The organism is Streptomyces albicerus, assembly GCF_008905045.1.
GTDB lineage: Bacteria > Actinomycetota > Actinomycetes > Streptomycetales > Streptomycetaceae > Streptomyces > Streptomyces albicerus.
Window position 1 is genome coordinate 115,012 of the sequence record NZ_VWMY01000036.1, and the last position, 13,704, is coordinate 128,715.

13 protein-coding genes are annotated in these 13,704 nt (G+C 69.5%); 1 reads left to right on the top strand and 12 read right to left on the bottom strand.

The annotated features are described in order from the left end of the window. Positions 1 to 10: 10 nt before the first annotated feature. From coaBC to pyrR, 12 genes are all read right to left on the bottom strand, one after another. Positions 11 to 1,213, bottom strand: coding sequence for a bifunctional phosphopantothenoylcysteine decarboxylase/phosphopantothenate--cysteine ligase CoaBC (gene coaBC / locus GAS53_RS30915; RefSeq protein ID WP_151481030.1), 1,203 nt, complete (start codon positions 1,211 to 1,213; stop codon positions 11 to 13). Positions 1,214 to 1,304: 91 nt separating this feature from the next. Then, positions 1,305 to 1,577, bottom strand: coding sequence for a DNA-directed RNA polymerase subunit omega (rpoZ, locus tag GAS53_RS30920; RefSeq protein WP_093658262.1), 273 nt, complete (start codon positions 1,575 to 1,577; stop codon positions 1,305 to 1,307). Between the two features lie 38 nt (positions 1,578 to 1,615). Continuing rightward, positions 1,616 to 2,209, bottom strand: coding sequence for a guanylate kinase (gene gmk, locus GAS53_RS30925; RefSeq protein ID WP_151481031.1), 594 nt, complete (start codon positions 2,207 to 2,209; stop codon positions 1,616 to 1,618). Positions 2,210 to 2,247: 38 nt separating this feature from the next. Continuing rightward, positions 2,248 to 2,571, bottom strand: coding sequence for an integration host factor (locus tag GAS53_RS30930; protein ID WP_005319887.1), 324 nt, complete (start codon positions 2,569 to 2,571; stop codon positions 2,248 to 2,250). Between the two features lie 255 nt (positions 2,572 to 2,826). Beyond that, complete coding sequence (pyrF, locus tag GAS53_RS30935; RefSeq protein WP_192583350.1) at positions 2,827 to 3,669, bottom strand: orotidine-5'-phosphate decarboxylase; 843 nt, start codon at positions 3,667 to 3,669, stop codon at positions 2,827 to 2,829. Then, positions 3,666 to 4,772 carry a quinone-dependent dihydroorotate dehydrogenase gene (locus GAS53_RS30940; RefSeq protein WP_151481046.1) on the bottom strand — a complete coding sequence of 369 codons (1,107 nt, stop codon included), beginning with the start codon at positions 4,770 to 4,772 and terminating at the stop codon, positions 3,666 to 3,668. The genes pyrF and GAS53_RS30940 overlap by 4 nt, the downstream gene beginning before the upstream one ends. A gap of 77 nt (positions 4,773 to 4,849) precedes the next feature. Beyond that, entirely contained in the window at positions 4,850 to 8,158 is a 3,309-nt protein-coding gene (gene carB, locus GAS53_RS30945; protein WP_151481032.1) for a carbamoyl-phosphate synthase large subunit, read from the bottom strand. After that, on the bottom strand, positions 8,151 to 9,308 hold the full coding sequence (gene carA / locus GAS53_RS30950) for a glutamine-hydrolyzing carbamoyl-phosphate synthase small subunit (protein WP_151481033.1): 1,158 nt from the start codon (positions 9,306 to 9,308) through the stop codon (positions 8,151 to 8,153). Before carA ends, carB begins: the two co-directional genes overlap by 8 nt. Continuing rightward, positions 9,305 to 9,886 carry a PH-like domain-containing protein gene (locus GAS53_RS30955; RefSeq protein WP_151481034.1) on the bottom strand — a complete coding sequence of 194 codons (582 nt, stop codon included), beginning with the start codon at positions 9,884 to 9,886 and terminating at the stop codon, positions 9,305 to 9,307. The genes carA and GAS53_RS30955 overlap by 4 nt, the downstream gene beginning before the upstream one ends. Further along, positions 9,883 to 11,169 carry a dihydroorotase gene (locus tag GAS53_RS30960; RefSeq protein WP_151481035.1) on the bottom strand — a complete coding sequence of 429 codons (1,287 nt, stop codon included), beginning with the start codon at positions 11,167 to 11,169 and terminating at the stop codon, positions 9,883 to 9,885. Before GAS53_RS30960 ends, GAS53_RS30955 begins: the two co-directional genes overlap by 4 nt. A 4-nt stretch (positions 11,170 to 11,173) precedes the next feature. Next, complete coding sequence (locus tag GAS53_RS30965) at positions 11,174 to 12,208, bottom strand: aspartate carbamoyltransferase catalytic subunit (protein WP_151481036.1); 1,035 nt, start codon at positions 12,206 to 12,208, stop codon at positions 11,174 to 11,176. A 97-nt stretch (positions 12,209 to 12,305) separates the two neighbouring features. Beyond that, on the bottom strand, positions 12,306 to 12,896 hold the full coding sequence (pyrR, locus tag GAS53_RS30970; RefSeq protein WP_151481037.1) for a bifunctional pyr operon transcriptional regulator/uracil phosphoribosyltransferase PyrR: 591 nt from the start codon (positions 12,894 to 12,896) through the stop codon (positions 12,306 to 12,308). 244 nt (positions 12,897 to 13,140) lie between these two features. Here pyrR and bldD point away from each other — a divergent pair, with 244 nt between their 5' ends. Beyond that, positions 13,141 to 13,641, top strand: a complete 501-nt coding sequence (bldD, locus tag GAS53_RS30975; RefSeq protein WP_015661809.1) for a transcriptional regulator BldD — start codon at positions 13,141 to 13,143, stop codon at positions 13,639 to 13,641. Positions 13,642 to 13,704: the final 63 nt, after the last annotated feature.

Here is a 13,704-nt window from a genome sequence, read left to right on the forward strand (position 1 = left end):
AATGAGGCATTCACCCGAGCTGCCGCGCCACAAGGTCCCACACAGTCTCGGCCAATGCTTCCTTGGGTCCGTACGGCACCGGGGTCTCGCTTCCGTCGGCGCCGAGCACAACCGCCTCGTTCTCCTCGGAGCCGAAGGTCTTGCGCTCCCCGACCTCGTTGACGACGAGGAGGTCGCAGCCTTTTCGCTGGAGCTTCGACCGTCCGTTGGCCAGGACGTCGTCCGTCTCGGCGGCGAAGCCGACGATCACCTGGCCCGGGCGGGCGCGGTCCGCCGAGATCTCCGCGAGGATGTCCGGATTGCGGACCAGAACGATGGGGTCCGGATCCCGATCGTCCTTCTTCTTGATCTTTCCGGCCGCGTACGCCGCCGGCCGGAAGTCCGCCACCGCCGCCGCCATCACCACAGCGTCGGCCTCCGGGGCCGCCTTGAGCACGGCCTCGCGCAGCTGCACAGCGGTCCCGACCTGCACGACGTCGACACCGGCCGGGTCCGGCAGTCCGGTGTTCGCGGCGATCAGCGTGACCCGGGCACCCCGGGCCGCCGCGGTGCGCGCGAGGGCGTACCCCTGCTTCCCGGAGGAACGATTGCCGAGGAAGCGGACCGGGTCGAGCGGCTCGCGCGTGCCGCCCGCGCTGACGACGACGTGACGGCCGGCGAGATCCGGCTCGGCCATGCCCCGCGCGAGTACCCGGCGGCAGATCTCGAAGATCTCCGACGGCTCGGGCAGTCGCCCCTTGCCGGTGTCCACGCCGGTCAGGCGTCCCACGGCGGGGTCGATGACGACGGCGCCTCGGCGGCGCAGCGTCGCCACGTTCTCCTGGGTGGCCGGGTGCTCCCACATCTCGGTGTGCATGGCGGGCGCGAAGACGACCGGGCAGCGGGCGGTGAGCAGCGTGTTCGTCAGCAGGTCGTCGGCCAGGCCGTGGGCCGCCTTGGCCAGCATGTCCGCGGTGGCGGGGGCGACGACGACCAGGTCGGCCTCCTGGCCGATACGGACGTGCGGCACCTCGTGCACGTCCGACCAGACCTCGGTCGATACGGGATGGCCGGACAGCGCGGACCAGGTCGCGGCGCCGACGAAGTGCAGCGCGGACTCCGTCGGTACGACGCGCACGTCGTGCCCCGACTCGGTCAGCCGGCGCAGCAGCTCGCACGCCTTGTAGGCGGCGATGCCACCGCTGACCCCCAGCACGACCTTCGGCTTGTCCACCGGACCTCCCCGTATTCGGAAACGTACAACCCCATGACACACCACGGGCCCGGCAGTCGCGCTGCCGGGCCCGTGGTGAGCGAACGAATGACTACTGCGCCGGGCCCTCGACGGCCTCCGACGTCAGCAGACCCGCGTTGATCTCGCGCAGGGCGATCGAGAGCGGCTTCTCGTGGACGTGGGTGTCCACGAGGGGACCGACGTACTCAAGGAGACCCTCACCGAGCTGCGAGTAGTACGCGTTGATCTGGCGGGCACGCTTGGCCGCGTAGATCACGAGGCTGTACTTCGAGTCGGTGGCCTCGAGGAGCTCGTCGATCGGAGGGTTGATGATGCCCTCGGGCGCAGTCATGGAAGAGGACACGCTCTGCCTTCCGAAAGGTGGAAAATTGACCTGAAAAGTCAAACAACTCCTACCAAGGCTAGCAGCTCACGCGCCACGTCCTCGACGGAGGTGTTGACCAGGGTGAGGTTGAACTCCGGCTCGGCCGCCAATTCGATCCTGGCGGCGGCCAGCCGGCGCTCGATCACCTCGGGCGGCTCGGTGCCCCGCCCGGTGAGTCTGCGCACCAGCTCCTCCCAGGAGGGAGGAGCCAGGAACACCAGCAAGGCCTCCGGCATGGACTCGCGGACCTGCCGGGCTCCCTGGAGGTCGATCTCCAGGAGGACCGGCTCGCCCGCCTCCAGCCGTTCGAGCACGGCCTTGCGCGGTGTCCCGTAGCGGTTGCCCGCGAACTCCGCCCACTCGAGAAGCTCGCCGTTGGCGATCAGCTTGTCCATCTCCTCGTCGCTGACGAAGAAGTAATGGACACCATGCTTCTCACCGGGGCGCGGCCCCCGGGTCGTCGCCGACACCGAGAGCCAGACCTCGGGGTGTTCCTTGCGCATATGGGCGACGACCGTGCTCTTGCCGACCCCGGAGGGGCCGGAGAGCACGGTCAGCCGCGGACGTGATTCCGGGGGTACGGGGGTCGTCCCCCGGGATGTTGCAGCCATGCAGCGATTATCCAGGTTCTCAGGGGTGCCCGAGAACGTCAGGCAGCACCGCCGCCGAACTCGCGCTCCAGGGAGGCGATCTGGTTGGAGCCGAGGCCACGCACGCGGCGGCTCTCGGAGATCCCGAGTCGCTCCATGATCTGCTTGGCGCGGACCTTGCCCACGCCCGGCAGGGACTCCAGGAGAGCGGAGACCTTCATCTTGCCGATGACGTCGTTCTCCTGGCCCTGCTTGATGACCTCGTGAAGGGAGGCGCCGGAGTGCTTGAGTCGATTCTTGACCTCGGCCCGCTCCCGGCGAGCCGCGGCGGCCTTTTCGAGCGCGGCTGCGCGCTGTTCAGGGGTAAGGGGCGGAAGAGCCACGCCTACGTCACCTCGGATGTCGAACTGTCGGATACGGACCGGTGAGGAACCTAGTCGCCCCACACCTGGGGAGCAACGAGCAACGCTCTTGCCCGTTCACTCTCGTCGGAGACTAGCGGGCAAGTCCGCCGGAGTCAGCGAGAACAGCGGAAAAGTCCTGGTCAGCCTCCATCGAGCCAGACATTTAGGACAAAATGCCCCGGATTTGAGGATGTATTCAGATGCGGGACGCCTGTAAGACGCTCTCCGAAGGCGCTACGCCGACGCCACAGCCGCCCTGATCTCCTCCGCGAAGAGGTCCGATGACGCGCGTAGCGCACCGATGTCCGGACCGTGACGAAGGACACCCCGGCTGACGTTCGGCACCACCTGGCGCACCGCCGCTCCGAAGACGCCCGGAAGATCGGCCGGGGTCGCGCCCTGGGCACCGATTCCGGGAGCGAGAAGCGGACCGTTGATGTCGAGGTCGTACGAGGACAGATCGCCGAGCGTGGCGCCGACGACCGCCCCGAAGGAGCCCATCGGGGTCTCCCCGGCGTTCTCCGCCGCGAGATGCGCCAGCATGGTCGCGCCGACGCTCCGGCCGTCACCGCGCACCGCGTGCTGCACCTCGCCGCCCTCCGGGTTGGAGGTGAGGGCGAGCACGAACAGACCCGCGCCGCTCTCCCGAGCGAGTTCGACCGCCGGCTTCAGCGACCCGTAGCCGAGGTACGGCGAGACGGTGAGCGCGTCCGAGAAGAGCGGCGAGCTCTTCTCCAGGAAGGCGGAGGCGTACGCCGCCATGGTCGAGCCGATGTCCCCGCGCTTGGCGTCCATGACGACCAGCGCCCCGGCCTCGCGCGCCTCCTCCACCGACTTCTCCAGTACGGCGATGCCGCGCGACCCGAAGCGCTCGAAGAACGCGCTCTGCGGCTTCAGGACGGCGACTCGGTCCGCCAGCGCCTCGACGACGGTGCGGCTGAAGCGCTCCAGGCCCGCGATGTCGTCGTTCAGACCCCAGTCGGCGAGCAGGGAGGCGTGCGGGTCGATGCCGACACACAGCGGGCCGCGCTCGTCCATGGCACGGCGCAGACGGGCACCGAAGGGTTCCAGGCTCATACCGTCTTCCTTACGTCGGCGCCGACCGCGTCGGCGAGGGTGGCGTACGGGCTCGTACGGAGGCGTGCGGCGAGCCCCTTGTGGATGGCGCGTCCCCAGAAGGGGCCCTCGTAGATGAAGGCGCTGTAGCCCTGGACGAGCGTGGCACCGGCGAGGATCCGCTGCCAGGCGTCCTCGGCGTTCTCGACGCCGCCGACGCCCACGAGGGTGATCCGGTCCCCCACGCGCGCGTAGAGGCGCCTCAGCACCTCCAGGGAGCGCGTTTTCAGCGGCGCGCCCGAGAGCCCGCCGGTCTCCTTGACCAGGGAGGGGTCAGATTTCAGACCGAGGCCCTCGCGCGCGATGGTCGTGTTCGTGGCGATGATCCCGTCCAGACCGAGCTCGACGGCGAGGTCGGCGACGGCGTCGATGTCCTCGTCGGCGAGATCGGGCGCGATCTTCACCAGCAGGGGCACGCGGCGCGTGGTCACCGCCCGGTCGGCGGCCCCGCGGACGGCACTCAGCAGCGGTCGCAGCGACTCCGTGGCCTGGAGGTTGCGCAGCCCGGGCGTGTTCGGGGAGCTGACGTTGACCACGAGGTAGTCGGCGTACGCGGCCAGGCGTTCGGTGGACTTCACGTAGTCGGCGGCGGCCTCTGCCTCCGGCACGGCCTTGGTCTTGCCGATGTTGACGCCCACGACGGTCCTGAAGACGGCCGTACGGGTGGCCAGGCGCTCGGCCACGGCCTCGGAACCCTCGTTGTTGAAGCCCATGCGGTTGATCAGCGCACGGTCCGGCACAAGGCGGAACAGCCGCTTCTTGGGATTGCCCGGCTGTCCCTCCCCCGTGACCGTGCCGATCTCGATGTGGTCGAAGCCGAGCATCGACATCCCGTCGATGGCGACGGCGTTCTTGTCGAAGCCCGCCGCGAGCCCGAACGGCCCGTGCATCCGCAGCCCGAACGCCTCGGTCCGCAGCTCCTTGTAGCGCGGGGCCAGCACAGCGGCGACGAAGGTCCGCAGGACGGGGACGCGGGCGGCGAGGCGGATCCAGCGGAACGCCAGATGGTGGGCCTGCTCCGGGTCCATCCGCTTGAAGACCAGCCGGAAGAAGAGCTTGTACATAGTCATGTCCTCATGAAGAGCCTCGGGAGAGCCTCATGAAGAGGGGGACACCGTTTCCGGTGTCCCCCTCGGGGCTGCTAGTCGCGGGCCGCGGTCAGATGCTCGGCGTGTTCCTGCAGTGAACGCACGCCCACGTCACCGTGGTTGAGCGCGTCGATGCCCTGGACCGCCGCGGCGAGCGCCTGGACGGTCGTCAGGCAGGGCACGGAGCGAGCCACGGCCGCCGTACGGATGTCGTAGCCGTCGAGGCGGCCGCCGGTGCCGTACGGCGTGTTGACGATGAGGTCGACTTCGCCCTCGTGGATGAGCTGGACGATCGTCCTCTCGCCGTTCGGGCCGGTGCCCTCGCTCTGCTTGCGGACGACGGTGGCGTTGATGCCGTTGCGCTTGAGCACCTCGGCCGTGCCGGACGTGGCGAGCAACTCGAAGCCGTGGGCGACGAGTTCACGCGCCGGGAAGATCATCGAGCGCTTGTCGCGGTTGGCGACGGAGATGAAGGCACGGCCCTTGGTGGGCAGCGGACCGTACGCGCCCGCCTGGGACTTGGCGTACGCCGTGCCGAACACCGAGTCGATGCCCATGACTTCACCCGTGGAACGCATTTCCGGACCGAGCACCGTGTCGACGCCGCGGCCGTGGATGTCGCGGAAGCGCGACCACGGCATGACGGCCTCCTTGACGGAGATCGGCGCGTCCAGCGGCAGTTCACCGCCGTCGCCGACGGCCGGCAGCAGCCCCTCGGCGCGCAGCTCGGCGACGGTCGCGCCCAGCGAGATACGGGCGGCGGCCTTCGCCAGCGGCACCGCGGTCGCCTTCGAGGTGAAGGGGACGGTGCGCGAGGCACGCGGGTTGGCCTCCAGGACGTACAGGATGTCGCCCGCCATCGCGAACTGGATGTTGATCAGTCCGCGGACCCCGACACCCTTGGCGATCGCCTCCGTCGAGGCCCGCAGCCGCTTGATGTCGAAGCCGCCGAGCGTGATCGGCGGCAGCGCGCACGCTGAGTCGCCGGAGTGGATGCCGGCCTCCTCGATGTGCTCCATGACACCGCCGAGGTACAGCTCCTGGCCGTCGTACAGCGCGTCGACGTCGATCTCGATCGCGTCGTCCAGGAAGCGGTCGACGAGGACCGGCCGGGACGGGCTGATCTCGGTCGACTCCGCGATGTACGAGGACAGCCGCGTCTCGTCGTACACGATCTCCATGCCGCGCCCGCCGAGGACGTACGACGGCCGTACGAGGACGGGGTAGCCGATCTCGTCGGCGATGGCCTTGGCTCCGGCGAACGTCGTGGCGGTGCCGTGCTTCGGAGCCGGCAGCCCGGCCTCCGCGAGGACCTGCCCGAAGGCACCGCGGTCCTCGGCGGCGTGGATCGCCTCGGGCGGGGTGCCCACGATCGGCACACCGTTGTCCTTCAGCGCCTGCGCCAGCCCCAGCGGAGTCTGTCCGCCGAGCTGCACGATCACGCCCGCGATCGGTCCCGCCAGCGACTCCGCGTGGACGATCTCCAGCACGTCCTCGAGCGTCAGCGGCTCGAAGTACAGGCGGTCGGAGGTGTCGTAGTCCGTGGAGACGGTCTCCGGGTTGCAGTTGACCATCACGGTCTCGTAGCCCGCGTCGCTCAGCGCGAAGGAGGCGTGGACGCAGGAGTAGTCGAACTCGATGCCCTGGCCGATGCGGTTCGGGCCGGAGCCCAGGATGATCACGGCGGGCTTGGTCCGGGACGCGACCTCGCTCTCCTCGTCGTAGGAGGAGTAGAAGTACGGCGTCTTGGCGGCGAACTCGGCCGCGCACGTGTCGACCGTCTTGTAGACCGGCCGCACGCCCAGCGCGTGCCGGACCTCGCGGACGACGTCCTCGCGCAGGCCGCGGATCTCGGCGATCTGGGCGTCGGAGAAGCCGTGGCGCTTGGCCTCGGCGAGGAGCTCCGGGAACAGCTTGTCGGCGGCGGCCAGCTCGTCCGCGATCTCCTTGATCAGGAACAGCTGGTCCACGAACCACGGGTCGATCTTCGTCGCCTCGAAGACCTCTTCGGGTGTGGCGCCCGCGCGGATGGCCTGCATGACTGAGTTGATCCGGCCGTCGGTCGGCCGCACGGCCTCCGCCAGCAGCTCACCCTTGTCACCCGGCTCGCCCACGAACGTGAACTGCGAGCCCTTCTTCTCCAGCGACCGCAGCGCCTTCTGCAGCGCCTCGGTGAAGTTCCGGCCGATCGCCATGGCTTCGCCGACCGACTTCATGGTCGTGGTCAGCGTGGAGTCGGCGGACGGGAACTTCTCGAAGGCGAACCGCGGGGCCTTGACGACGACGTAGTCGAGCGTGGGCTCGAAGGACGCCGGGGTCTTCTCCGTGATGTCGTTCGGGATCTCGTCGAGGGTGTAGCCGACGGCCAGCTTGGCGGCGATCTTGGCGATCGGGAAACCCGTGGCCTTCGACGCGAGGGCCGACGATCGCGACACACGCGGGTTCATCTCGATGACGATGATGCGGCCGTCGTCCGGGTTGACCGCGAACTGGATGTTGCAGCCGCCGGTGTCGACGCCGACCTCGCGGATGATCGCGATGCCGATGTCGCGCAGGCGCTGGTACTCGCGGTCGGTCAGCGTCATCGCGGGCGCGACGGTGATCGAGTCGCCGGTGTGGACGCCCATCGGGTCGAAGTTCTCGATGGAGCAGACGACCACGACGTTGTCGTGCTTGTCGCGCATCAGCTCCAGCTCGTACTCCTTCCAGCCGAGGATGGACTCCTCCAGGAGCACCTCGGTGGTCGGGGAGAGCGTGAGGCCCTGGCCGGCGATGCGGCGCAGCTCGTCCTCGTCGTGCGCGAAGCCGGAGCCGGCGCCGCCCATGGTGAAGGAGGGCCGGACGACGACGGGGTAGCCGCCGAGCTGCTCGACCCCCTCCAGTACGTCGTCCATCGAGTGGCAGATGTAGGACCGGGCGGACTCGCCGTGCCCGATCTTCGCGCGGACGGCCTCGACGACGTCCTTGAAGAGGTCGCGGTCCTCGCCCTTGTTGATCGCCTCGACGTTGGCGCCGATCAGCTCGACACCGTACTTCTCCAGCACGCCCTGCTCATGCATGGAGATCGCGGTGTTGAGGGCGGTCTGGCCGCCCAGCGTCGGCAGCAGCGTGTCCGGCCGCTCCTTGGCGATGATCTTCTCGACGAACTCCGGGGTGATCGGCTCGACGTACGTGGCGTCGGCGATCTCCGGGTCGGTCATGATCGTCGCCGGGTTGGAGTTGACGAGGATGACGCGCAGGCCCTCGGCCTTGAGGACGCGGCAGGCCTGGGTGCCGGAGTAGTCGAACTCGGCGGCCTGGCCGATGACGATCGGGCCGGAGCCGATGACCAGGACGGACTGGATATCGGTGCGCTTAGGCACGCTGGCCCTCCATCAGGGATACGAAGCGGTCGAACAGGTAGGCGGCGTCGTGCGGGCCCGCTGCCGCTTCGGGGTGGTACTGGACGCTGAACGCCGGCTGGTCGAGCAGCTGAAGCCCCTCCACGACCTGGTCGTTCAGGCAGACGTGCGAGACCTCGGCACGCCCGTAGGGGGTGTCGGACACCTTGTCGAGCGGCGCGTCGACGGCGAAACCGTGGTTGTGCGCGGTGACCTCGACCTTGCCGGTCGTACGGTCCTGCACGGGCTGGTTGATGCCCCGGTGGCCGTACTTCAGCTTGTACGTGCCGAAGCCGAGGGCGCGGCCGAGGATCTGGTTGCCGAAGCAGATACCGAAGAGGGGCGTCCTGCGCTCGAGGACCTCCCGCATCAGGGACACCGGGTGCTCGGCCTTCTCCGGGTCACCGGGCCCGTTCGAGAAGAACACGCCGTCCGGGTCGACGGCGTAGATGTCCTCCGCGGTCGCGGTGGCGGGCAGCACATGCACCTCGATGCCGCGCTCGGCCATGCGGTGCGGGGTCATTCCCTTGATGCCGAGGTCCACGGCGGCGACGGTGAACTTCTTCTCGCCGATCGCGGGGACGACGTACGCCTCCTTGGTGGCCACCTCCTCGTAGAGGCTGGCGCCCTTCATCTCGGGCGCCTGGCGCACCTCGGCGAGCATGGTGCCCGCGTCGGGCAGCGCGTTGCCGGAGAAGATGCCGACGCGCATGGCGCCGCGCTCGCGCAGGTGGCGGGTCAGCGCACGCGTGTCGATGCCGCTGATGCCCACCACGCCCTGCTTGGTGAGCTCCTCGTCCAGCGAGCGCCGGGAGCGCCAGTTGGAGGGCACGCGCGCGGGGTCGCGTACGACGTAACCGGCGACCCAGATGCGCTTCGACTCCGGGTCGTCGTCGTTCACGCCGGTGTTGCCGACGTGGGGAGCGGTCATCACGACGACCTGGCGGTGGTACGACGGGTCGGTGAGGGTCTCCTGGTAGCCGGTCATGCCGGTGGAGAACACGGCTTCGCCGAAGGTCACCCCCACGGCCCCGTAGGCGCGGCCGCGGAAGGTCCGGCCGTCCTCCAGGACGAGTACGGCGGGAACCGCCTTCTGCCTCTGCGAGGCGGTCCCCTGGATGGAGGTCGTCATCGTGCGCCTTCCGTGTCGCTGCTCTTGTCGATCATGTGGTTCAGGGTCTCGACCCACTCGTTGTGCTCGGCTGCGTGGTCGGAGCGGAACCCGGAGTCGATCAGCCGGTCGCCGTGTTCCCAGGTGATGACCAGGAGACCGCCCTCGGTGAGCACCTTTCCCGCGATGCCCTTGTCGAGCCGGGCCTCGCGCAGCTGCTCGACGGGGACGAAGAAGTCGGCCGCTCCGGGGCGTACGACGTCAAGACCCGCGTCCGTCAGCGTGAGCTCGACCCGGCTGCGGGTGCCCAGGCCGTGCGCCACGATGCGGTCGAGCCACTGCCCGGCGGTGGTGGAGCCGTGGTAGCGGCCGGTCATGGTCAGTCTGACCGCACCGGGCTCACTCGGCACGACGGGCAGCTCGGGCAGGTCGCCCTGGAGGGTGCCGCGCCACTTCCAGCCCTCGCGCATCAGCCAGTAGACGAGCGCGATGAAGAGGGCGAGGCCGACGAGCCAGCCGATACGGGCGGCCCAGTCGGTCACTTCCGCGGACTTCTGTTCCGCCGCGATGTCCGCGGCGATGGAGATGAGTGATGTCACGCGAGCTTCCCGTCGACGAGCGTGGCCTTGCCCCGGAGCCACGTGTGCGTGACACGGCCCGGCAGCTCACGACCCTCGTACGGAGTGTTGCGGCTGCGCGATGCGAAGCCCGCGGGGTCCACGGCTCCACGGTATGCCGTGTCGACGAGTGTGAGGTTGGCGGGCTCGCCTGCCGAGACGGGACGGCCGTGGCCCATCGCCCGGCCGATCCTGGCGGGCTGGAACGACATGCGGTCGGCGACACCGGCCCAGTCGAGCAGCCCGGTCTCGACCATCGTCTGCTGGACCACGGACAGCGCGGTCTCGAGCCCCACCATGCCCATGGCGGCCGCGGCCCACTCGCAGTCCTTGTCCTCGTGCGGGTGCGGGGCATGGTCGGTGGCGACGATGTCGATCGTGCCGTCGGCGAGCGCCTCGCGCAGGGCCAGCACGTCGCGCTCGGTACGCAGCGGCGGGTTGACCTTGTAGACGGGGTTGTACGTACGCACCAGCTCGTCGGTGAGCAGCAGGTGGTGCGGGGTGACCTCGGCCGTGACGTCGATGCCGCGGGACTTGGCCCAGCGGACGATCTCCACCGACCCGGCGGTCGACAGGTGGCAGATGTGCACGCGCGACCCGACGTGCTCGGCGAGCAGGACATCCCGGGCGATGATCGATTCTTCGGCCACCGCCGGCCATCCCCCGAGCCCCAGCTCGGCGGAGACGACACCCTCGTTCATCTGGGCGCCCTCGGTGAGGCGGGGCTCCTGCGCGTGCTGGGCCACGACCCCGCCGAAGGCCTTCACGTACTCCAGCGCCCGCCGCATGATCACGGCGTCGTCCACGCACTTGCCGTCGTCGGAGAAGACGGTGACCCCGGCCGCCGACTCGTGCATCGCGCCCAGCTCGGCCAGCTTCTTGCCCTCCAGGCCCACGGTGACGGCGCCGATGGGCTGTACGTCGCAGTAGCCGTGCTCCCGGCCGAGCCGGTAGACCTGCTCGACGACACCGGCGGTGTCGGCGACCGGGAAGGTGTTGGCCATGGCGAACACGGCCGTGTAGCCGCCGCTCGCGGCCGCCCGCGTACCGGTCAGGACGGTCTCGGAGTCCTCACGGCCCGGCTCGCGCAGATGGGTGTGCAGGTCGACGAGCCCCGGCAGGAGCACCTTGCCGTCGGCCTCGACGACCTCGGCGCCCTCGGCCGGCAGGCCACCGCCCACCGCCGCGATCTCGGAACCGTCGATCAGCACGTCCTGCGACTCGCCGCCGAGCACCTTCGCACCACGGATAAGGATCTTGCTCATCTGACTACTTCTCCTCGTCCGCGGAAATGGTGTGCGCGGAGCGCTCGTTGGAAGGGTGGTGGTGGGAGACGGGCGGGCGGGTGTGAGTGACGGCGGGCTCGTTGCCGCCCAGGAGCAGATAGAGCACGGCCATCCGGATCGAGACACCGTTGGTGACCTGCTCGATGGCGGTGCAGCGCTCGGAGTCGGCGACCTCGGCGGTGATCTCCATGCCGCGGACCATCGGCCCGGGGTGCATCACGATGGCGTGCTCGGGCATCTTCGCCATGCGGTCGCCGTCGAGCCCGTAGCGCCGGGAGTACTCGCGCTCGGTCGGGAAGAACGCCGCGTTCATCCGCTCGCGCTGCACGCGCAGCAGCATCACGGCGTCGGACTTGGACAGCGTGCTGTCGAGGTCGTACGAGATCTCGCAGGGCCAGGACCCGATGCCGACCGGCAGCAGGGTCGGCGGAGCCACGAGGGTGACCTCGGCGCCGAGGGTGTGCAGCAGGTCGACGTTCGAGCGGGCGACCCGGCTGTGCAGGATGTCGCCGACCAGCGTGATGCGCTTGCCGGCCAGGTCCTGTCCGAGGCCCGCGTCCCGGCCGACGAGCCGGCGCCGCATGGTGAAGGCGTCGAGCAGGGCCTGGGTGGGGTGCTGGTGGGTGCCGTCGCCGGCGTTGATGACGGCGGCGTCGATCCAGCCGGAGGTGGCGAGGCGGTACGGGGCTCCGGAGGCGCCGTGCCGGATGACGACGGCGTCGACGCCCATCGCCTCCAGGGTCTGGGCGGTGTCCTTCAGGGACTCGCCCTTGGAGACGCTGGACCCCTTGGCGGTGAAGTTTATGACGTCGGCGGAGAGACGCTTCTCCGCGGCCTCGAAGGAGATCCGGGTCCGGGTGGAGTCCTCGAAGAAGAGGTTGACGACGGTGCGGCCGCGCAGGGTCGGCAGTTTCTTGATCGGCCGGTCGGCGACCCGGGCCATCTCCTCGGCGGTGTCGAGGATCAGGACGGCGTCGTCGCGGGTGAGGTCGGCGGCCGAGATGAGATGACGCTGCATCTTTCAGGCTCCGTAAGGCAGTTCAGGTCGGGAGAATTCGGGCGCGAGGGGGCGCTGGGGCGTAGGAGCTCGCTCAGAGACGTGCGGCTGAGTGCTGCTACTGCTCGCGCGCCGGGGAGGTCCGCTTCACACCGAGCAGCACGGTGTCGCGACCGTCCTCCTCGGCGAGCTGGACCTTGACCGTCTCCCGCAACGACGTGGGGAGGTTCTTGCCGACGTAGTCGGCGCGGATCGGGAGTTCACGATGGCCTCGGTCGACGAGGACCGCGAGCTGTACGGCGCGCGGGCGGCCGATGTCGTTCAGCGCGTCGAGGGCGGCGCGGATGGTGCGGCCGGAGAAGAGCACGTCGTCGACGAGGACGACCAGGCGGCCGTCGATGCCGTCACCGGGAATGGCGGTGCGGGCCAGCGCACGCGGCGGGTGCATGCGCAGGTCGTCGCGGTACATGGTGATGTCGAGGGAGCCGACCGGGATCTTGCGGTCGGTGATCTCCTGGAGCTTGGCGCCGAGCCGCTGGGCCAGGAAGACGCCCCGGGTCGGAATGCCGAGGAGCACCACGTCGTCGGCGCCCTTGGCGCGCTCGACGATCTCGTGGGCGATGCGGGTCAGCACCCGCGCGATGTCGGGGCCTTCGAGAACGGGCCGCGCATCGGCCTCGTACTGCTGCTTCTGCTGTTCTGAGTCCATACGAAACGGACCTCCTTCTCCGCCTCACGGGACGGATCATTAAAGGACGTCGGAATTGCGCCATCCACGGTACCAGCCCGGCAACGGCCCTGATCACCCCCTTGGTCCCAGCTGTGCGCGCCTCCCACGGAAGGGTCGGTCCGGACCATTCGGCTTGACGAGGCAGAGTCACGCTGCGTAACCTCACAGTGAGTCACCAGCCGCGCGGCTGAGCCGCACGTCGACACAGTGTCCGGGGAGCTATATGTCCAGCGAATACGCCAAACAGCTCGGGGCCAAGCTCCGCGCCATCCGTACCCAGCAGGGCCTTTCCCTCCACGGCGTCGAGGAGAAGTCCCAGGGCCGTTGGAAGGCGGTCGTGGTCGGTTCGTACGAGCGCGGCGACCGCGCCGTGACCGTGCAGCGCCTCGCCGAGCTGGCGGACTTCTACGGCGTGCCGGTGCAGGAGCTGCTGCCGGGCACCACGCCGGGCGGCGCCGCCGAGCCGCCGCCGAAGCTGGTCCTCGACCTGGAGCGGCTGGCCCACGTGCCGGCCGAGAAGGCGGGCCCCCTGCAGCGCTATGCGGCGACGATCCAGTCCCAGCGCGGCGACTACAACGGCAAGGTGCTGTCGATCCGCCAGGACGACCTGCGCACACTCGCCGTCATCTACGACCAGTCCCCCTCGGTCCTCACCGAGCAGCTGATCAGCTGGGGCGTCCTGGACGCGGACGCGCGCCGCGCGGTCTCCCACGAAGAGGCCTGACCCGCACCAACACTGAGCAGAAACGTGCCGCCGGGGTGGCCGGAACCAAGAGGTTCCGGCCAC